Here is an 18,757-nt window from a genome sequence, read left to right on the forward strand (position 1 = left end):
ACCTCAGCGAATCAGGTAGGGCATGTTGACGGTGACCGCCCCGGTGGGGCAGCGGGCGGCGCAGGGGCCGCAGTACCAGCACTCGTCCACGTGCATGTACGCCTTGCCGCTGTCCGGGTCGATGGCCAGGGAGTCCAGCGGGCACATCTCCACGCAGAGGGTGCAGCCGTCGATGCACAGGGAGGCGTCGACGGTCACGGGCACGTCGGTACGGTGGTCGGCGAGTGCCATGGGCTTCCTCGGATCGGGTTCGGGGCGCGCTCGGGGGCACGCCGAAGGGGTGTCGCGCGGCGGGACGGTCGGGAGTGCGGGGCGGGGGACGCTCGGGGGAGGCTCAGGGGGCGTCGCGCAGCAGGCTGCCCTGCATGGTGATGCGGTCGCCGCGGAAGCGGACGTACTCCAGGTCGACGGGGCGCCCGTCGGCCAATGAGGTGAGCCGTTCCAGCATCAGCAGCGCTGAGCCGCGCGGCAGTTCGAGCACCGCGGCGGAGTGCGGGTCGGCGTTGACCGCCTCCAGGGTGATGTCCGCGCGGCCCAGCGGCTGCCCGGTGGCCCGCTCGATCAGGCCGAAGATGTCCTGGTCCACCAGGGCCTCGGCGGTCAGTCCGGCACCGATGTCCGGGGCCAGGTAGGTCAGGTCGAGCGAGAGCGGCAGGCCGTTCAGCCGGCGGAGCCGCTCGACGTAGACCACGTCGGCGCCCTCCGGCAGCCCGAGGCGGCGGGCCACCGGGCCGGGTGCGCGGACCGGGCCGAGGGCGCGGACCTCGTTGACCACCTCGCCGTGCTCGTGCAGGGTCTCGGCGAGGCCCTGGAGCCGGTTCAGCCCGTGCGGCACCTTGTCCGCCACGACGAGCGTGCCGGAGCCGGGCACCCGACGCACCAGGCCCTCGCCGCGCAGCAGGTCCAGCGCCTCCCGGACGGTGTTGCGGGAGGCGCCGAACTCCTCGGCCAGCTCGTCCTCACGGGGCAACGCGCCGTCCGCGAAGGTCTCGCCGAGCACCTGCCGGCGCAGCACGTCGGCCACCTGCCGGGCGCGGTCGGCGCGCAGCCGGCGGGAGCCGGCGCGGGTCGGGTTCTCGCTGGTCATCGGTGCTGCTCCGGGGCCGGGAACGGGTTCGGCGAGAACCATAGAGCGGCGGCGGCCGGTTTTTCGTTGCCGCCGCATTACGCCACCTGACGGTCCGTGGGAACCCCGCTCCACCTGCGCGGACGCGGGCCCGTCCGGGCGAACTGCCACCCGGCCGGGGGCGGTCGGGGGCCGCGCCGCCCGTCACCGGCCAGGGGTGGTCAGAGGCCGCGCCGCTCGTAGCCGGCCGTGCCGTGCAGCACCGCTCCGGCCGCCCGGGCCGACTCCAGACTGCGGGTCAGCAGCTCGGCGCCGGCGGCCGGCTCCAGGTCCATCAGGCCGGGCGGCCAGGTGCCGGGCGGGACGACCAGCACCACGACGGCGCGCCGTCCGGCGGCGGCCGTCAGCCAGCCGGGCGAGGCCAGGACCTCGGACGCCGGCTCCCACGCCTGCCGCCCGCCCACCATGACCAGCCGGACCAGGGCGTTGCCCTCCAGCTCCACCACCGCGGTGGTGGCGGGCGGCTCCCCCGCCGCCAGGACGAACCCGCTGTCCACCGCGTTGTCGACGAAGGCTTCGAACAGGCTGGGGCCGATCTCCACGATCAGCTCGGCGAAGGGCGGTCCGAGCACCACCGCCCGCACCGCCAGGGCCCACACCATCGGCACCGAGCCACCGTCGCCCGGGCCGTCCGTCTCGTCCGTCTCGTCCGCCATGCCCGGTCCAACGAGCCGGACGCCGATCCGACGCGGCCCCGCCCGGGTGGTCGGCGGGGACGCGTCCGGTGGGGGGGTGGTCAGGCCGTGTCCGCCGGTGGGGCGACGGCGCGGAGCCGGCTCTCCAGGGCGACGGCCTCCGCGAGCGAGGGCGCGTAGAGGGCAGGGATCTCGGCCGCGAGGACGCGCATCAGCGCGACCGCCTCCGTCGCGGCGGCCAGCCCGGCGGCCAGGTCGAGGCCGCCCTCGGCCCGCACCCGGGCGTGGAAGGACAGCGCCACGGCCAGGTCTCCTCGCCGCGCCACGGGGTTGATCGCGGCCTGCTCCCGCATCATCGCGACCGCCCTGGTGGTGACCTCGGCCGCCTCCCGGAACCGTCCGAGGTCGGCGAGCGCCGCCGCGTGCAGGGACAGCGAGTCGGCGAACAGCCCGCCGTGGACTCCCGGTTCGGACCGGTCCAGCTCCTCCAGGATGGCGACCGCCTCGGCCACGGCGGCCAGCGAGTCGGCCCGGCCGCTGTGCATCCGGGCCGCGTTGCCCAGCGCCATCGCGAGATCCCGGCGGTGCACCGCCGGATTGGCCGCGGCCAGCCGGCGGTAGAGCGCCACGGCCTCCTGGATGCTGCGGAGCGCCCGGCGGTGCTGGTCGCGCGCCGACTGGCGGCGGGCCAGGTTGTTCACCGCCTGGGCGAGTCCGTGGGTGTGGGTGGCCTGGTCGGCCGCGGCCAGCCGGCGGAACAGCGCCACCGATTCCTTGCTGACGTCCAGGGCCTCGGCGTGCCGCCCCAGCCGGGACAGCACCACGCCCAACTGGTTGAGCGCGTTGGCGAGCTGGGGGCGGTAGGCGTGGTCCGCGCGGGCGAGCTGCCGGTGCAGGTCGACGGACTCCCGGGTCACGGCGACCGCCTCCTGCGGGCGGCCGAGCCCCCAGAGCGCGGTGCCGAGGCCGAGCAGGGTGGCGCCGAGCGGGGCGGTGAACGGCGCGGTCACCGCCTGCCCGCGTCCCAGGTCGACCGCTTCGGAGGCGGTGCGCAGGCACTCGTCCCAGCGGCCGAGTTTGGCCAGCGCCTCGCAGCGGAGCACCAGGACGTAGGCGAGCGCGGCCGCCGTCTCCCGGTTCGCCGGGCGGCCTCCCGGCGCGGGCCCCCGGAACAGCGCGGCCGTCTCCTCGGTCGCCGTCAGGGCCTCCTCGTAGCGGCCGGCGAACACCAGCCGGGCGCTGCGGTCGAAGGCGGCCCGGGCGGTGTCGGACACTCCGGCCGGGGCCGGCAGCGGCTGGGCGCCGGGTATCTCCTCGGACATGGCCCTCCCTGGGGTCGGGAGCGGCCGCCGAGTGGTCGAACCGCCGCTCGCTGAAGGGAACCGACGGTTCGTCGTACCGGAGCCGGGCGGGCCCGGCGGTCCCCTCAGTATGCCCGGCCGGGCCGCCCCCGTACCGCCGAACGGGCGACTCCGACCGGGCTCGCCGACGCGCGCCGGTACGGGGCGGGAAGGGTCACGCCGTCACCTTGGCGACGAAGGCGGTGAGGTTCGCCACCGTGCGCTCGATCTTCTCCTCCAGCGTGAGCGACTCGTGCAGCTTGGTGCCGACCTCCTTCTTGCCCCGGACGTAGAGCGAGCAGGCGAGGTCCGCGCACATGTAGGCGCCGACCGAGTTGCCCTGCTTGCCGGCCTTACCGGCGCGGGCGGCCACCAGCAGCGAGACGCCCCCGGTGTGCGTGGTGACGCAGAGCGAGCAGAGGCTGCGGCGGGCCTGCCAGGAGGCCGCGCCGGAGGAGCGCAGCGCGACCGCGACCGGGCGGCCGTCGAGCACCGCGGCGAGGTAGGCGCGATCGGGGGCCTGCGGGTCGCGCCAGCCGAGGAAGTCCAGGTCGTCCCAGGGCCGCTCGGCCAGGTCACGCGGGATGTTCAGCCGCCCGGCCTCACCCTTGGTGCAGTTGACGAAGGCGGCGCGGATCTCGGGTTCGGTCAATGGCTTCATGGGAAGCAACGTAAATTACCTAGGCGTCCTAGGCAAATGTATTATGAGTCCAGGTGATCGAGAGGACAGGTATGGCACGCGTGGGACTGAACACCGAGCGCCTCACGGCGGCGGGGGCGGAACTCGCCGACGAGGTCGGCTTCGACAAGGTGACCGTCTCCGCGCTCGCCCGGCGCTTCGGCGTCAAGGACGCGAGCCTCTACTCCCATGTCAAGAACTCCCAGGACCTCAGGACCAGGATCGCCCTGCTGGCCCTGGAGGAACTCGCCGACCGGGCCGCCGCCGCGCTCGCGGGCCGCGCCGGCAAGGACGCCCTGACCGCCTTCGCCGACGCCTACCGGGGCTACGCGCACGAGCACCCCGGCCGCTACACCGCCGCGCAGTTGCCGCTCGACCCGGAGACGGCCCGGGCCAGCGCGGCCGTCCGGCACTCGCAGATGACCCGGGCCATCCTGCGCGGCTACCACCTCGCCGAGCCGGACGAGACGGACGCCGTCCGGCTGCTCGGCAGCACCTTCCACGGCTATGTCGCCCTCGAACGGTCGGGCGGCTTCCAGCACACCCCCCGGACGGCCGAGGAGAGCTGGGCCCGGATCCTGGACGCGCTCGACGCCCTGCTGCGGGCCTGGCCGGCCGGCTGAGCCACGGCGCACGGCGGCTCGGCCGGCCGGAGCATCCGAAGTTCGAGCACCGGCAGCGGGCGCACCACCAGCGGACGCGCCGCCGCCGGGCGGCCGGTCACGCGGACTCCGGTGGCACCCGGTGGCGTCGGGCGACCGCCAGCACGGACACCAGCACGGACGCCACCGCGCCAACGGCCAGCAGGGCCAGGGCCGTCAGGGTCGCGCCGTCGGGGTGGACGAGCGACTGGCCGCGCAGCGCCTGCCAGGTCAGTATCGCCAGCACGCCCGCGTAGGTCCCGGTCGCCACCAGGACCAGGCGCAGGCGTGTCCGTTCGTCGGCCAACCGCGGGAACCGGCGGGACAGCGCGATCAGCAGCCGGGCGACGAGCGGGACGGCCTGCAGCGCGTGCATGCCGACGAAGTGGGGGACGCGCAGGTCGCCGCCGGTGCTGCTCCAGCCGGTGACGGCGATGCCGGGCGAGCCGTCGGCGACGCCGACGCCGTGCGCCCCCACGATGCCGACGGCGGCCCCTCCGCGCATGGCACCGAGCTGGGCGGGGGTCGGGCCGGTCATGAGGAAACCGAGCGCCATGCCCACCACCGCGAGGAGCAGGCCGAGCCGGACGGACCAGGTGACCGGGCGGTCCCCGGTCCGCTCGCGGAACGACCTGGCCGCGATGCCGAGGTTGGCCAGCCACAACGTGACGATCGAGGCGGCCATCACGAACCAGAGGCCGGCGTCCAGCGGTGTGGCGACGTTGAAGTGGCTCTGCCTGCCGCGGAGCACCTGACCGACGATCACCACCATCTCGACCGCGTTGGCGGCGACGATCGTCGTCCCGAGCCACCGGACCCAACGGGGGGTCGTGCCGCCCAGGGACAGCATCCACGCGAGGGTCACCGAATAGATCGCGATGGAGAGGGAGAACTTGAAGGGCTTCAGCCAGATCGGTTCACCGACCAGGATCCGGTCGTCGACCGCGAGGCCGACGGCGGACAGCAGGGCGAGGGCCGCCATCGCGGCGGCGAGCAGGACCAGCGGGCGGTGCCGGAGGCGGATCGTCATCATGCCCTCGGAGAGCGGCCGAGCCGCGCCCGCCACCACTCGACGGTCGCGCCCAGCGCCTCGTCGATCGGGGTCGCCACCTCGCCGAAGGTCGCGGTGTACACCTGGGAGTCGATCACGAACGGCCGGTCGAACTGGTACCGCACCTCCCGCAGTTCCCCGAGCAGGGGGTTGACCAGACCGACCAGGTGGAGCGGCCACCAGGGAATCCGGCCGACCCCGGCCGGCGGCAGACCCGCCAGCCGGCGCAGGTGCCCGACCGCCTCCCGGGTCGACAACGGCGGGGCGGTGGGAACGTGCCAGGCGCGTCCCCACGCCCGCTCGTCGGCACCGAGCCGTACCAGCGCCCGGGCGATGTCGGGGACGTAGGTGAAGCTGTGCGGTGCGTCCGGGTCGCCCATCAGCCTGACCGCGCGGCCGGCCAGGAGCGCGGGCATCATCCGCTGGGCGAGGTGGCCGTTACCGGTGACGCCGGGCCCGAAGAAGTCCGAGGCGCGCGCCTCCGCGACGCGGATCCGCCCCTCCTGGTGCCGGGCCAGCGCATCGCGCCACATGCCGACGCGGACCCGGGCCTTGGCGCCGGCGCCCGCGAGTGGCAGATCCTCCGTCATGGGGGCGTCGACGGGACCGTAGCCGTACAGATTGCTCATCGTCACCAGCACCGCGCCGGAGGACTCCGCCGCGCCGAGGAGGGCGTTCGCGATCGGCGGCCAGTCGGCGGGCCACCGGTGGTAGAGCGGGCTCGCGCAGTTGTAGATCACCTCGGCGCCCTCGGTGGCCCGCCGGAGCGCCGCCGTGTCGGTGACGTCGAGCGCCGTACTCCCGTCGCCGCCGGAACGACTCAGGACGACCACCTCGTGCCCCTGTTCGTCGAGCAGTCGCGCCGTGGTGGCGCCGACCGGGCCCTTGCCGATGACGATGTGCCGTGCCATGCGGGTCCTCCTGGAGAAGTGAGAGAGCAGTGCTCTCTCTTCATGGAGGAGTGTTCTCGCAGCGGCACGAAGAAGTCAAGAGCAGTGCTCTCCATTGTGTGCACTGCTCTTGAATGAGAGGATGGGCGGCATGACGGCATCGCAGACCGCACGACAGCTGGCCCGCGCCGAGCTCACTCGCGCGATCAAGGAAGCCGCCACCCGCCAGCTCGCCGAGACCGGGGCGGCCGCGTTGTCGCTCCGCGCGGTGGCGCGTGACCTGGGCCTGGCCTCCTCGGCGCTGTACCGCTACTTCCCCAGCCGGGACGCGTTGCTCACCGCGCTGATCATCGACGCGTTCAACGCGATCGGGGCGGCCGCGGAGTCAGGGGCGGCGGCCGCCGCCCACGCCGATCCGGGCGCCCGGTGGCTGGCCGCGTGCCGGGCGGTCCGCCGGTGGGCCCTGGCGCACCCGCACGAGTTCGCCCTGGTCTACGGCTCGCCCGTCCCCGGCTACCAGGCCCCCGACGACACGGTCGACCCCGCCACCCGGGTCACCCGGCTGATGGCCGGTCTGGTCGTCGAGGCCCATGCCTCGGGCCTCCTGCGACCCCCCGCGCAGCCGCTCCCCGGACCGCGGCTCGTCGCCCGGCAGGTGCTCGACAGCGCGGGCGGAGCGCCGGCCGAGCCCTACGCGGACCTGGTGGAACGGTCGCTCACGCTGTGGGTCTCGCTGATCGGCACGATCAGCTTCGAGCTGTTCGGTCATCTGAACAAGGTGATCACGGATCTCCCCGCCTACTTCGACGCCGCCATGACCGTCGCGGCCGAGGCGATCGGGCTCCATGTCCTGCCGCCTCCCCCGGCGGACGCCCGTCCTGGCCCCGGGGCCGCCGGGTAGGACGGACCCGGCTCGGCGAACGACGACGGGCTCCACCCGGCGCAGGCCGGTGGAGCCCTGTCGTCCGCGGGTCCGCACCCGCGGATGCCCGGCCGGGGCGCGGGCGTGGGGGAATCCCGCGCCCCGGCCGGGGGCCTGTCAGCCGGTGACCGCGACCACCGAGGTGCCACCGGCCGGGACGGTGACGGTGGCGTAGGTCCAGACCGCCCCGTCGACCGTGACGGTGCGGGCGGTCTGCGCGGCGCCGTCGACGGTGATGCCGCTGTGGGCGCCGGCGAACCGGGCGGTCCAGGTCAGGCTTCCGGCGGCGGAGGTGTTGGTCAGTGTCGACCGGGTGCCGGCGTCGTGGCGCAGGGTCACCGTGCCGGTGCCGACGGGGACGGAGCTCAGCTGCAGCCAGCCCATGCCGGCGGGCAGGCCGGAGGCAGTGGTGAGGGCCCGGCCGGCGGCGTCGGGCTGGACGCCCAGCAGGCCCTGGACGGTCTGGCCGAGCAGGGTGAAGGCGATCTCCGGGTAGTCGCCGTTCAGGAAGCGCCCGGTGCTGTGCAGGGCGCCGGCCCGGTCGTAGACGTAGCGCATCCACTTCCAGCCGTTGTCGGGCTGGTTGTGGGCGAAGTAGACGTCGGGCAGATAGGTGGCGGCCTCCAGGTTCTCGGGCGCGCCGCTGCCAGCGGCCTGGGCGTCGATCCAGGCCAGGTAGTCGTTCTGCCTGGCGCCCGGGTCCATGATCCCCTTGAGCGGGACGAACCAGGAGTTCTCCTTGCCCCAGTCGCTGTACGCGGTGCCGTTGACGTCGTAGGCGCGCACCACCCGGCCGGGGTTCGCCGGGTCCACGCTCCAGGTGGAGTTGAAGTAGGACTTCAGGGTCGCGGCCTTGGTGGTCAGACCGGCGGCCGTGGCGGTGTCGCCCTTGGCGGTGGCCAGCGCGGCGGCGGACAGGTAGGCGCGGTACTGGGAGGCGATGGCGTCGCCGGACTCGGCGAGCGTGGCACCGTTCTCGTTGTAGCTCGCGACACCCTGGAAGATGTCGCCGCTGGTGGCCTGGGCGACCGGGACCGAGCCGTTGTCGATCGGGCCGGTGTGCCCGGTGATGTACGGGCCGACGGTGCTCGCGACGAAGCCGGACATCGCCGGGTCGTTCAGGTAGTCGGTGTCACCGGTCCAGCGGTACGCCTCGTCGATCTTCTGGGTGAGCTCGAAGGCGGCGGGGAGCTCGCGGACGAACGAGGTCGGGCTGCGGTAGTCGATCGACAGCGGGGTCCTCGCGTCGAAGTTGACGGCCCAGTACGGCATGTGGTCCGGGGCGCCGGCCGCCGAGGAGGCGAAGGAACGGAGCATCGTCTTGGTGGCCCCGTCGAGGCCGAGCAGGTGCGCGCCGACCACCTGGTGGGCGAAGTCCCGCGAGTAGAACGCGGAGCGGTACGGGTAGCCGGCCCAGTAGGAGGCGGCCTGGACGGCCTCGCCGGTGCCGCCGCTGTTGCCCTCGTCGGCGTTCAGCGCGCCGGTCGCGCCGGGCTGCGAGCTGAAGGAGTTGGCCTTGGCCCGGGCCCACTCGAACATCGCCGTGACGGTGGCGTCGGAGGAGGTGAGCCGCGGCGTGTTGGGGGCGGCGGGGGCCACCGTGACGTCGTCGACGTTGACCCAGCCGCCGGGCGCCGAACCGACCGCCACCGTGACGGTGTCGCCCGCCGCCACCCGCACGCCGGAGACGGTGTACTGGGCGTAGACGCTCTGCGAGGGGATCGTCACGGTGCCCGCGGTGGCGCCGTTGACCTGCACGGTCAGGGTGCCGCCGGCCGCACCGGTGGCGATCCAGGCGCCGATGTCGTAGCCGCCGGCCTGCGGCGCGGTGGCGGTCCGGCTGATCCGGTAGCCGGTGCCCGCGTCCAGGTAGGCGGCCCGGGAGCCGCGGTGCGCGTTGTTCCCGGCGGTACCGGTGTGGGCGCCGAAGGTCCAGCCGCTGCCGCCCTGCTCGAAGCCGGGGTCGCCGAGGACCAGTGGGTCGGCCCGGGTCAGCAGCCACCGCTGGTTGGCGCCGCCGTGGCAGGCGTACTGCTGGATCCGGGCGTTCGGCGCGGAGGAGCCGTACGGCAGGTCGAGGCAGAGCGCGCTGTTGGCGGGGTGGACCAGGAAGCCGCCGCCGGCCGCGCTCTCCAGGGTGAACCGCTCGTTGGCCGAGTCGTCGCAGGCGTACTCGACGAGCCCGGCGCCGGGGGCGGTGGAGGCGCCCTCCACGTTGAGGCAGGACCGCGGGGCCGAGCGGTCGGCTATCCGGTAGCCGCCGCGGCCGTCGGGGGTGAACTGCCAGCGCTGGCCGAGGAGGCCCTGGCAGGGCTGCTGCACGACCGGGGTGCGGTCGGTCCCGGCGGCCCACAGGCCGCCCAGGCACTGGCCGCTGGCGACGTTGGTGACGGTGTGGGCGGCTCCGGCGACCACCGGCTCGGCGGCGGCACGGGCCGCGCCGGCGGGCAGGAGGGTCAGGGCGCTCGCGGCGAGGGAGACCAGGCCCAGGTGGGCGTGGGCACGGGGCGCGCTGCGACGGGGAACGGGGTGGGGCAACGTATCCTCCGACATCGTTGTGGAAGGGGCGCCCCCGGCGGCCTCGGGCCGACGGCCGTCAGGGGTGGTGGGGGTGATGGGGGTGGTGGGGGGCGGTCGTGCCGCGCACGACCACCTCCGGCTGGAACATCAGTTCGCCGCCCGGGACCTGGTGGCCCGAGAGCAGGCCGACCAGGGCCCGGGCGACCTCGGCGGCCAGCCGGTCGACGGGCTGGCGCACCGTGGTCAGTGGGGGATCGGTGAACTCCATCAGGGGGCCGTCGTCGTAGCCGATCACGGAGACGTCCTCGGGGACGGACAGCCCCTGCCGGCGGATCGCCCGGATCGCGCCGAGCGCCATCTGGTCGCTGGCGGCGACGATCCCGGTGACACCCCGGGCGAGCAGCTGCTCGGCGGCGAACTGGCCGCCCTCGACCGAGTAGGTCTGGTGCACCACGAGCTGCTCGTCCTCGCCGAGCCCGAGCGCCGTCATCGCGGACCGGTAGCCGGCCACCCTCCGGTCGGTCGGGCGGTTGCCGACCGGGCCGGCCGCCATCCCGATCCGGCGGTGGCCGAGCCCGTGCAGATGGCGTACCGACAGCTCGGCCGCGTAGGCGTCGTCGGTGGAGAAGGCGACGGAGGCGCTGTCCTCGAACCGGCCGTTGATGCAGACATAGGGGACGGGGCGGTGTTCCAGCAGCTGGAGGACCTCGGGGTCGAAGTTCTCCAGGGTGTTGCTGGCGGAGCAGAACACTATCCCGCTGGCGCCGAGGTCCAGCAGGGACTTCAGGAAGTCCCGCTCCTGGACGCCGCCCGGCAACGCGGGGCAGACCACGGCCCGCAGACCGTGCGGGGCCAGCGCGAGGCCGATCCGCTCCGCCATCGCGCCGAAGATCGGGATCGACAGCCCCGGGGTGATCACCCCGACGATGCCGCCGGAGGCGGCGCCGCGCTCGTAGCCGACCTCCTCCATGGCGCGCTCGACCAGCTGACGGGTCTTCTGCGACACGCCGGCCTTGCGGTTGAGCACCCGACTGACGGTGGCCACGCTGACACCGGCGCGCTGCGCGACCTCGGTGATCCCGATTTTCTCGTGCTCCACTTCCTGCCCCCAAATGCGTTGATCGTTTCGCCGGTCGGCCGTAACTATGTCATCCTGCGGCCTCGGTGACGTCGCACAGACCGCCCGCCGGTACGGCGACCGAGTGCAGGCCCGCCGCGAGGTCCAGCAGCAGCTCCGGGCCGGGTCGCCCGGCCGCGTCGCGGGGCTCGATCCGGACCCGCCGGACCGGCCCCTCGACCTCCAGCAGCACACGCCCGGCGGTCGAGGCGTTCACCAGGGTGAGCGCCCGCCAGGGGCCGGTGGGCAGGGTGACCGGGCGCTCGTCGTAGGCGGTCACCACCCACTGGTCCCCGTGCCGGGCGGTCACCTGCGGGTACAGCTCGTCGGGACGGCCGGGCTCGTAGTGACCTCCGGTCAGGACGGGGGCGAGCCGGCGCCAGGTGGCCAGCCAGAACGCCAGCGCCTCGCGGTGCGGCGCGGGAAGTTCGGTGAGCCGGGCGGAGATCTGCGGCACCGAGTGGAGCGCGCCGTGGATCTGCCGGGCGAGCACCTCCGGCGCGCCCTCCGGGTCCCACATCAGCATGTCGGAGTGGACGGCCCCGCCAGGGGCCAGCATCGCGATGTCCAGGGTGCGGACGCGGTTGGCGACCGCGTCCGCCGGGCAGTCGATCGCGCGCAGCAGGTTCCCGTAGGCGGTCATCGCCGGGCCGGTGTAGCGCTGGCGCAGCTCGATCACGAACTCGTCGCCGCGCAGTTCCCGGAGCGCCTCGCGGAGCCCGGCGAGCAGCAGGGCCATCGCCTCGCCGACGTCGGCGACGAAGCCCGGGCCGGCGTCCTCGGGCACGGGGGCCGCGCCGTAGGCCACGGCCTCGTCCAGGAAGTCGATCTTCAACCCGTCCAGGCCGTAGTCGGCGACCGCGTCGCGGCAGACCCGGACCACGTGCTCGCGGACCTCGGCGTGGCGCGGGTCGAGGATCCGGCAGTCCAGCCGGTGCACGTGGTGCGGGGCGAACCGGGCCCAGTCGCGGTGGGCCTCGGCCCGCTCGCCGAGCAGCAGCGGGGCGATCCAGGCGGTGTAGCGCAGGCCCACCGCCCGGACGGTCTCGACGTGGGCGCGCAGGTCGGGGAACTTGACCGGATCGGCGGTCCAGTCGCCGCAGCCGGCGTAGCCCCGGCCGTCGCCGTGCAGCTGCCAGCCGTCGTCCAGGAAGAGCTGGCCGCAGCCGAGTTCGGCCGCGAGCACGGCCTCCCGCTCGACACCGGCGGCGGTGACGTCCTGGGCGAAGGCGTACCAGGTGGAGTACACCGGGGTGCGGCCGAAGTCGGGCGTGGGCAGCGGGGTGCCCCCGGGCAGGGTGGCGAACCACTCCCGCAGGTCCCGCAGGGCGGCGGCCAGGGTCGCGCCGGGGGCGGCGAGCCGCAGCCGGAAGGTCTCCCCCGCGGCGAGCGGGAAGCGCAGCCAGACGCCGAAGCGCTTGTGCTCCTCGCTGACGCCGAAGCGCACGGCGGTGCGCCGGACGGTGCGGTCGGCGGCGAAGGCGAGCATGGTGCGCCCGGCGGTGTCGTACAGGCAGCCCACCGGGGCGGAGTCCACCAGGGAGACCGGGCGCCAGGGCGACCAGTCGGCGGGCAGGGTGCGCTCCCAGCCGGCGTTGGGGTGCCAGAAGCCGGCCGCGTCGCCGAGCGGGACGTCCAGGCGGACGGTCACGTCGGTGTCGGCGGTGGCGGTGATCCCGGCGGTGTTCCAGGCGGTGTCGTCGGCCCCGGGGGACGTCTCGACGGTGCCGGGCGCGGGGGACGTCTCGACGGTACCGGGCGCGGCCTGGACGGTGATCCGGGCGCCGTGCCGCAGCAGTTGGTGCGTGCCGCCCTCCCACTGGTCCGGGGCGAAGGTGGGCAGCGCGGCGAGGTCGATGGAGCCGGTCTGCACGGCGGGCCTCTCTCGGGTCGGGGTCGGGGTCGGGGTCGGGTCGGGGGTGGTACGGCGGGTGGTGGCGGGCGCGGTACCGCCGGTGGTGCCGGGGGCGGTACCGGGGCCCTGCTCTGCCTCGGTCACTGCTTTACGGCCCCGGCGAGCATCCCGGAGACGAAGTGCTTCTGCAGGAAGAGGAAGAGCACGGCCATCGGGACCGCCGCGACGGCGGTGCCGGTGAGCAGCTGGCCGTAGTCGACGTCGGAGCTGCCGGTGAGCGCCGCCAGGGCGACCGGGATGGTGTACGAGGCCGGGTCGCGCAGCGCGATCAGCGGCCACAGGAAGTCGTTCCACTGGAACAGGAACAGGAACATGGCGAGCGCCGCGAGCGCCGGGCGCATGGTCGGCAGGGCGATCCGCAGGAAAAGCCGCAGCTCGCCGCAGCCGTCGATCCGGCCGGCCTGGAGCAGTTCGTCCGGCAGCGCGCTCATGGACTGGCGCATCAGGAAGATGCCGAACGGCAGGGCCAGGTTGGGCAGCAGCACCGCCTGGTAGGTGTTGAGCCAGTCCAGGTTCACCATCATCTTGAACAGCGGGACGATGGTGAGCTGGGTCGGCACCACCAGGGCCAGCAGCAGCACCGAGAACATCAGGCCCTGGCCGCGGAAGCGGAACTTGGCGAAGCCGTAGCCGGCCAGGGTGCAGACGATCCCGCCGAGAACGGTGTAGGTGACCGACAGCAGCAGGGAGTTGAGCACCACCCGGCCGAAGCCGACCGACTCCTCCAGGTGGCCGAGGTTGGTGCCCAGCTCGCCGCCCGGCAGCAGGTGCGGCGGCCGGCCGAAGATGTCGTGCGAGGTGTGGGTGGAGGCGATCGCGAGCCAGTAGAGCGGTGCGACCGTGAAGGCGAGCAGCGCGAGCATCCCGGCGGTGAGCAGCACCTGGCCGCGTCGGGACGCGCGGAACGCGGGGCTGGTGGTGACGGCCATCAGTCCTCCTCCTTGGCGAGCTTGACCTGGACGAGGCCGAACAGCGAGATGATCAGGACCAGCGCGTAGCCGATGGCGGACGCGTAGCCGAAGTCGAAGTACCGGAAGCCGGTCTGGTACAGGTACACGCCGATGGTGGTGGTGGCGTTGTCGGGGCCGCCGCCGGTCATGATGAACGGCTCGTCGAACAGCTGCAGGGTGCCGATGGTCGACAGCACCACCGTCAGCAGCAGGGCCGGGCGCAGTCCGGGCAGGGTCACGTGCCAGAACCGGCGCAGCGGGCCGGCGCCGTCGACGGCGGCGGCCTCGTGGTGCTCGGCCGGGATCGACTGGAGCCGGGCCAGGTAGATGACGGCGTTGTAGCCGGTGTAGTGCCAGGTCAGCGCGAGCATGATGGACACCCGGGCCCAGAACGGGTCGTTGAGCCAGTGCACCTCGGGCAGGCCGACCAGCTGGAGCAGCCAGTTGACGGCGCCGGAGTCCTGGTTGAGCAGGGCGCCCATCATCAGGCCGTAGGTGACCAGGCCGGTCACCACGGGCAGGAAGAAGCCCAGCCGGAACAGCGGCTTCCAGCGCAGCAGCGCCGAGTTGAGCGCCACGGCCAGGCCCAGCGCGAGGGCGAGCATGACCGGCACCTGGACCACCAGGATCAGCGCGGTGTTGCCGAGCGCCTTCCAGAACAGCGGGTCGTGCAGCAACCGTTCGTAGTTGCCGAGACCGGTCCAGGTCTGGGTGGTGCCCTCGGTCCGGTACAGGCTGAGGACGAAGGACCAGGCCACGGGGTACAGCCGGAAGGCGGCGAACAGCGCGAGGGCCGGAAGGACGAACAGGTACGGCGCCAGGCGGGCGCCGCCGCCCCGGCCCGCCCGCCGGCGGGCCGGGGCGGCGGCGGGTCCGGGGCGCGATCCGGCGCGCCTTCCCGCTCGCGCCGGGGTGGCGGTCGTCATGCCTGCGCCCTCAGGGTCTGCTGGACGAGCTGGTCGGCGGCGGCGCGCAGCACCGCGGCCGGGTCGGCGCCCTGGAGCAGGACCTTGGTCTGGGCGTCGTCGACGACCTTCAGCGCCCGGGCGTAGTCGGCGGTGTAGTTGGTCGGCACCGACGGCTTGGACAGCTCCTCCAGCAGCACCTCGGCGTACTTCTGGCCGCCGAAGTAGGCGCTCTCGGTGTGGAAGGCCGGGTCGTCGTACGCCTTGAGCAGGGCCGGGAAGATGCCCTTGTTCTTGTAGATCGGGACCTGGGACTCGGGCCGGGTGAGGGCGAACTCGGCGAAGGCGAACGCCGCCCGCTGGTTCTTGCTGGAGCCGGCGACGGCCAGGTGGGTGGAGTTGACGATCGCCGAGCGCGACCCGCCGGGGGTGACGGCCGGAGGGAGCATCAGGCGCCAGTTGCCGCTCTGGTCGGCGGCGAGGGACTCCATGTAGCCGCCGTACCAGGCGGGGTTGGGGCAGACCGCGACCTTGCCGGCCTTGACGGCGGAGTCGTAGCCGGGCGCGCCGGGCGAGCCCTGGACATCGAGCAGCAGCCCGGCGTCGTTCATCTCCTTGATCAGGGTGAGTGCCCGGACGGCCTCCGGCGAGTTGATGGTGATCTTGCCGTCGATGTTGAAGTAGAAGGTGCCCTGGAGCTGGAGCAGCAGCTGGAAGAGGTTGGCCGAGTCGGCCTGCGAGGCCGAGCGGTCCACGGCCAGCAGCGCGGTGCCGGTGGCCTCCTTGACCTTCTTGCCCGCGGCGATGACGTCGTCCCAGGTGGCGAGCGAGGCGGCGTCGACGCCGGCCTTCTGGAAGAGGTCGGAGCGGTAGAAGAAGCCGCTCGCGTTGGCCTCCCAGGGCAGGGCGTAGACCTTGGACTGGCGGGAGACGGTCTGCCACAGGCCCGGCGCGAAGGCGGTGGAGTGCTTGTCCGCGCCGAGCGGGCCGAGGTCGGCGAGGCCGCCGGGGAACTTCTCGATGTAGCCGGGCAGGTAGTCGACGCCGATGTGCAGCACGTCGGCCAGGCCCTGGCCGCCGGCGGCCATCGCGATGGTGATCTTGTCCCAGATCGCCGGGTTGCCGATGTCCTGGACGGTCACCTTGACCTTGGGGTGGACGGCGTTGAAGGCCGGTATCAGGGCCTTCAGCTCCGCCGCCGGGTTCTTCCAGCTCCACACGGTGACCGAGCCGGACAGCTCACCGGAACCGCCCGCGTCTCCCCCGCCGGAGTCCGAACCGCCGCACGCGGCCAGGACCGAGGCCCCGCCGGCCGCCACCGCCGCCGCACCGATCCCCTTGAGGAATCCACGCCGGCTCGGCCCGCCCACGATTCTGCCACTCATGTCCGGAGCTCCTTCGCTCTGCTCGGGACCGCGCCGCACACGGCGGTCCCGACTGACTGCGGCGCACCACCGTTCGGTGTCGCCGCCGTCCCGCCGATCGCGGGAACGGGAGTGAATCTAGCCAGGCCACGGAAGGGTTAACAACAGTTTTCGAGAATTTTTCGTCATGCAGAGCGAAAACGTTACAGCCTGACGGCGCAAGCAGATGAGGACATGCCAAGAATGACCCTCCGGTCGTCGGCGGGACGGGCGGGACGGGCCGGACGGACGGACGGGACGGGCGGCAGCGGGGCGGGGCTCAGCGCGCCGGGAGCTGCGCGGTGCCGAAGCGGCGGCGGTAGTCCGAGGGGGTCGTGCCCAGATGGTGGGCGAAGGCCCGGCGCAGGCTCTCGTCACTGCCCAGACCACTGCGCCGCGCGGCCGAAGTGACACTGTGACCCTCCAGCAGCAGCTGCTGGGCCCGGTCCAGTCGCACCCGTTCGACCCAGCGGGCCGGGGTGGTGCCCAGCTCGGCCCGGAACAGTCGGGTCAGGTGCCGGGTGCTGACGGCGGCGGTGGCGGCCATCGCGGGCAGGCCGTGGTCGGCCGCCGGATCTGCGCGGACGGCCTCGGTGACGGCGCGCAGCAGCTCGCCCCGGGCCGGCGGGGTGGCCGCGGCGGTGGAGAACTGGGACTGGCCGCCGGGACGCCGCATGAAGACCACGAGTTCGCGGGCGATGTCCCGGGCGATGTCGGCGCCGTGGTCGTCCTCGACCAGCGCGAGGGCCAGGTCGATGCCCGCGCTGATGCCCGCGCCGGTGTGGAACCGACCGTCGCGCACGTGCAGGGCGTCGGGCTCGACCCGCACCCCGGGATGGCGGCGGGCCAGCGCGGCGGCGTGCCGCCAGTGGGTGGTGGCGCGGCGGCCGTCCAGCAGTCCGAGTGCGGCCGGCACGAAGGCGCCGCTGCAGACCGTGGCCACCCGCCGGGCCCGGGCGACCAGCGCCCCGGCGGCGGCGAGGAGTTCCGGATCGGGCCCCCGGGTGGCGAGGTGGTCGGCGCCCGCGATCACCAGGGTGTCCAGCGGGCCGGTGCCGGCCGGGGCGACGGTGCCGGCCAGCGTCACGCCGTTGGACGCGGTGACGGTGCCGCCCCGGGGCGATACCAGGACGGTCGGGTAGGGCAGGCCGAGTGCGCCGGCCTGGTGGAAGACCTCCAGCGGGCCGCTGAGGTCGAGCAGGGTCAGCTCGTCGAAGACCAGGAAGGCGACCCGCCCGGGCGGGTCCTGGTCCGCGTGGTCCGGGGGCGTGACGTCCGACGGCGTGACGTCCGACGGTGTCGGGTCGGGCCGGGTCATGTCCGGATCCGTGGTGCGGAGGGCCGAAAGGACATGGCGCCAGCCTACGCCCCCGACCGAGAGTGGAGGAGTTCACGAAGATCCGTGAGAAGCGCCGAGCGAAATGGGGTTGTCGGGATGAGCGGGACGATCGCGGGAGTAAGGATTCCGGACAGCGCGCTGGCCAGGGAGGCGACCGAGCTGGTGCGCGACACCGCCCCGCCGCTGCTGTTCGACCACTCGCGCCGGGTGTTCCTGTTCGGGGCGCTGCGCGGCGCCGAACAGGGGCTGGACTTCGACCCGGAGCTGCTCTACGTCGGGGCGATGTTCCACGACCTCGGGCTGACCGGCCGGTTCGCCCGCACCGACCGGCGGTTCGAGATCGACGGCGCCGAGGAGGCGCGGCGGTTCCTGCACGCCCACGGCATCACCGGCGAGCCGGCCGACCGGGTGTGGACGGCGATCGCCCTGCACACCACGCCGGAGGTCCCGCTGCACATGGCACCCGAGATCGCCCTGGTCACCCGGGGCGTGGAGCTGGACGTCCTCGGCATCGGCTACCACGCGGTGAGCGACGAGCAGCGGGCCGCCGTCACCGCCGCGCATCCCCGGCCGGACTTCAAGAACCGGATCCTCGCCGCGTTCACCGAGGGCATCAGGGACCGCCCGACCACCACCTTCGGCAACGTCAAGAGCGATGTCCTGGCGCACTTCGTCCCGGGCTTCGAGCGCGGGGACTTCGTCGAGGTGATCCTCGGCTCGGACTGGCCCGAGTGAGGGCGGCGGGTGAGAGCGGCGGGTGAGAGCGGGGCCGGGGCGCAGGGCGCACCTGCGCCCCGGTCCCGCCTCACCCGCCGGGGGTGGTGCGCCCGCGGGCGGTGGGCGTCACCGTGGGCCACGGAGGGGTCGGACGCCGGTGCCCGGCGACCCGGTCGGCGCGTTCTCCGGAGGCAGGCGATGGACGACTACCCGCTGCTGAACATCTTCCTCACGACCATGTGGATCTTCCTGTGGATCCTCTGGTTCATGCTCCTGTTCCGGGTCTTCGGCGACCTCTTCCGGGACGACTCGATCGGCGGCTGGGGCAAGGCCGGCTGGTGCGTGCTGCTGGTCGTGCTGCCGTTCCTGGGCGTCTTCGTCTACCTGATCGCCCGGGGCAAGGGCATGGGGATGCGGGAGACGGCCCGGGTGAAGCAGGCGGACGCGGAATTCCGCGACTACGTCCGGAACGCCGCCGGGCCCGGGGCCGAGCGGCCGAGCGCCGCCACCGAACTGGCCCGGCTGGCGGACCTGCGGCGGGACGGCTCGATCACGGAGGACGAGTACCAGCGCGCCAAGGCGCTCGTCCTGGAGTGACCGGCCCCGG

At 73.8% G+C, this 18,757-nt stretch carries 18 protein-coding genes; 4 read left to right on the forward strand and 14 right to left on the reverse strand.

The annotated features are described in order from the left end of the window. Positions 1 to 3: 3 nt before the first annotated feature. From ACIQ9P_RS27260 to ACIQ9P_RS27280, 5 genes are all read right to left on the reverse strand, one after another. The gene (locus tag ACIQ9P_RS27260) at positions 4 to 231 is read right to left on the reverse strand and encodes a ferredoxin family protein (protein WP_402361424.1); all 228 of its coding nucleotides are present in this window, start codon (positions 229 to 231) and stop codon (positions 4 to 6) included. A gap of 103 nt (positions 232 to 334) precedes the next feature. Further along, complete coding sequence (locus ACIQ9P_RS27265) at positions 335 to 1,087, reverse strand: GntR family transcriptional regulator (RefSeq protein ID WP_402361427.1); 753 nt, start codon at positions 1,085 to 1,087, stop codon at positions 335 to 337. A gap of 200 nt (positions 1,088 to 1,287) precedes the next feature. Then, entirely contained in the window at positions 1,288 to 1,782 is a 495-nt protein-coding gene (locus tag ACIQ9P_RS27270) for a hypothetical protein (RefSeq protein ID WP_402361430.1), read from the reverse strand. 80 nt (positions 1,783 to 1,862) lie between these two features. Then, on the reverse strand, positions 1,863 to 3,083 hold the full coding sequence (locus ACIQ9P_RS27275; RefSeq protein ID WP_402361433.1) for a tetratricopeptide repeat protein: 1,221 nt from the start codon (positions 3,081 to 3,083) through the stop codon (positions 1,863 to 1,865). Positions 3,084 to 3,276: 193 nt separating this feature from the next. Next, positions 3,277 to 3,762, reverse strand: a complete 486-nt coding sequence (locus ACIQ9P_RS27280; RefSeq protein WP_402361436.1) for an FBP domain-containing protein — start codon at positions 3,760 to 3,762, stop codon at positions 3,277 to 3,279. Positions 3,763 to 3,833: 71 nt separating this feature from the next. Between ACIQ9P_RS27280 and ACIQ9P_RS27285 the strand changes: the two genes are divergently transcribed. Next, positions 3,834 to 4,403 (forward strand): TetR/AcrR family transcriptional regulator, encoded by a 570-nt coding sequence (locus ACIQ9P_RS27285; protein WP_402361439.1) that lies wholly within the window; start codon positions 3,834 to 3,836, stop codon positions 4,401 to 4,403. Between the two features lie 97 nt (positions 4,404 to 4,500). Here ACIQ9P_RS27285 and ACIQ9P_RS27290 read toward each other — a convergent pair whose 3' ends face one another. Together ACIQ9P_RS27290 and ACIQ9P_RS27295 are read right to left on the reverse strand one after the other, a co-directional pair. After that, positions 4,501 to 5,487 (reverse strand): hypothetical protein, encoded by a 987-nt coding sequence (locus tag ACIQ9P_RS27290; RefSeq protein WP_402361442.1) that lies wholly within the window; start codon positions 5,485 to 5,487, stop codon positions 4,501 to 4,503. Next, positions 5,451 to 6,383 carry an NAD-dependent epimerase/dehydratase family protein gene (locus ACIQ9P_RS27295; RefSeq protein ID WP_402361445.1) on the reverse strand — a complete coding sequence of 311 codons (933 nt, stop codon included), beginning with the start codon at positions 6,381 to 6,383 and terminating at the stop codon, positions 5,451 to 5,453. Before ACIQ9P_RS27295 ends, ACIQ9P_RS27290 begins: the two co-directional genes overlap by 37 nt. A gap of 130 nt (positions 6,384 to 6,513) precedes the next feature. Here ACIQ9P_RS27295 and ACIQ9P_RS27300 point away from each other — a divergent pair, with 130 nt between their 5' ends. Next, positions 6,514 to 7,263: a TetR/AcrR family transcriptional regulator gene (locus tag ACIQ9P_RS27300; RefSeq protein ID WP_402361448.1), complete on the forward strand. Its 750-nt coding sequence runs from the start codon at positions 6,514 to 6,516 to the stop codon at positions 7,261 to 7,263. Between the two features lie 138 nt (positions 7,264 to 7,401). Here the strand turns inward: ACIQ9P_RS27300 and ACIQ9P_RS27305 are convergent, their stop codons facing one another. The 7 genes from ACIQ9P_RS27305 to ACIQ9P_RS27335 form a co-directional block, all read right to left on the reverse strand. Then, positions 7,402 to 9,822 (reverse strand): RICIN domain-containing protein, encoded by a 2,421-nt coding sequence (locus tag ACIQ9P_RS27305; RefSeq protein WP_402361451.1) that lies wholly within the window; start codon positions 9,820 to 9,822, stop codon positions 7,402 to 7,404. Positions 9,823 to 9,880: 58 nt separating this feature from the next. Then, positions 9,881 to 10,903, reverse strand: coding sequence for a LacI family DNA-binding transcriptional regulator (locus tag ACIQ9P_RS27310; protein ID WP_402361454.1), 1,023 nt, complete (start codon positions 10,901 to 10,903; stop codon positions 9,881 to 9,883). A 49-nt stretch (positions 10,904 to 10,952) separates the two neighbouring features. Beyond that, the gene (locus tag ACIQ9P_RS27315; RefSeq protein ID WP_402361457.1) at positions 10,953 to 12,920 is read right to left on the reverse strand and encodes a glycoside hydrolase family 36 protein; all 1,968 of its coding nucleotides are present in this window, start codon (positions 12,918 to 12,920) and stop codon (positions 10,953 to 10,955) included. Next, the gene (locus tag ACIQ9P_RS27320; protein WP_402361460.1) at positions 12,917 to 13,765 is read right to left on the reverse strand and encodes a carbohydrate ABC transporter permease; all 849 of its coding nucleotides are present in this window, start codon (positions 13,763 to 13,765) and stop codon (positions 12,917 to 12,919) included. Before ACIQ9P_RS27320 ends, ACIQ9P_RS27315 begins: the two co-directional genes overlap by 4 nt. Further along, positions 13,765 to 14,712, reverse strand: a complete 948-nt coding sequence (locus ACIQ9P_RS27325; protein WP_402361462.1) for a carbohydrate ABC transporter permease — start codon at positions 14,710 to 14,712, stop codon at positions 13,765 to 13,767. Before ACIQ9P_RS27325 ends, ACIQ9P_RS27320 begins: the two co-directional genes overlap by 1 nt. After that, complete coding sequence (locus tag ACIQ9P_RS27330) at positions 14,709 to 16,076, reverse strand: ABC transporter substrate-binding protein (RefSeq protein ID WP_402361465.1); 1,368 nt, start codon at positions 16,074 to 16,076, stop codon at positions 14,709 to 14,711. The genes ACIQ9P_RS27325 and ACIQ9P_RS27330 overlap by 4 nt, the downstream gene beginning before the upstream one ends. A gap of 298 nt (positions 16,077 to 16,374) precedes the next feature. Further along, positions 16,375 to 17,412, reverse strand: a complete 1,038-nt coding sequence (locus ACIQ9P_RS27335; RefSeq protein WP_402361468.1) for a GlxA family transcriptional regulator — start codon at positions 17,410 to 17,412, stop codon at positions 16,375 to 16,377. Between the two features lie 117 nt (positions 17,413 to 17,529). On the opposite strand from ACIQ9P_RS27335, the gene ACIQ9P_RS27340 reads away from it, so the two are divergent. Both ACIQ9P_RS27340 and ACIQ9P_RS27345 read left to right on the forward strand, forming a co-directional pair. Continuing rightward, complete coding sequence (locus ACIQ9P_RS27340) at positions 17,530 to 18,168, forward strand: HD domain-containing protein (RefSeq protein WP_402361471.1); 639 nt, start codon at positions 17,530 to 17,532, stop codon at positions 18,166 to 18,168. Between the two features lie 180 nt (positions 18,169 to 18,348). Continuing rightward, on the forward strand, positions 18,349 to 18,747 hold the full coding sequence (locus tag ACIQ9P_RS27345; RefSeq protein WP_402361474.1) for an SHOCT domain-containing protein: 399 nt from the start codon (positions 18,349 to 18,351) through the stop codon (positions 18,745 to 18,747). The last annotated feature ends 10 nt before the right edge of the window (positions 18,748 to 18,757 follow it).

Origin of the sequence: Kitasatospora sp. NPDC094019, assembly GCF_044764505.1 — a bacterium.
Taxonomy (GTDB): domain Bacteria; phylum Actinomycetota; class Actinomycetes; order Streptomycetales; family Streptomycetaceae; genus Kitasatospora.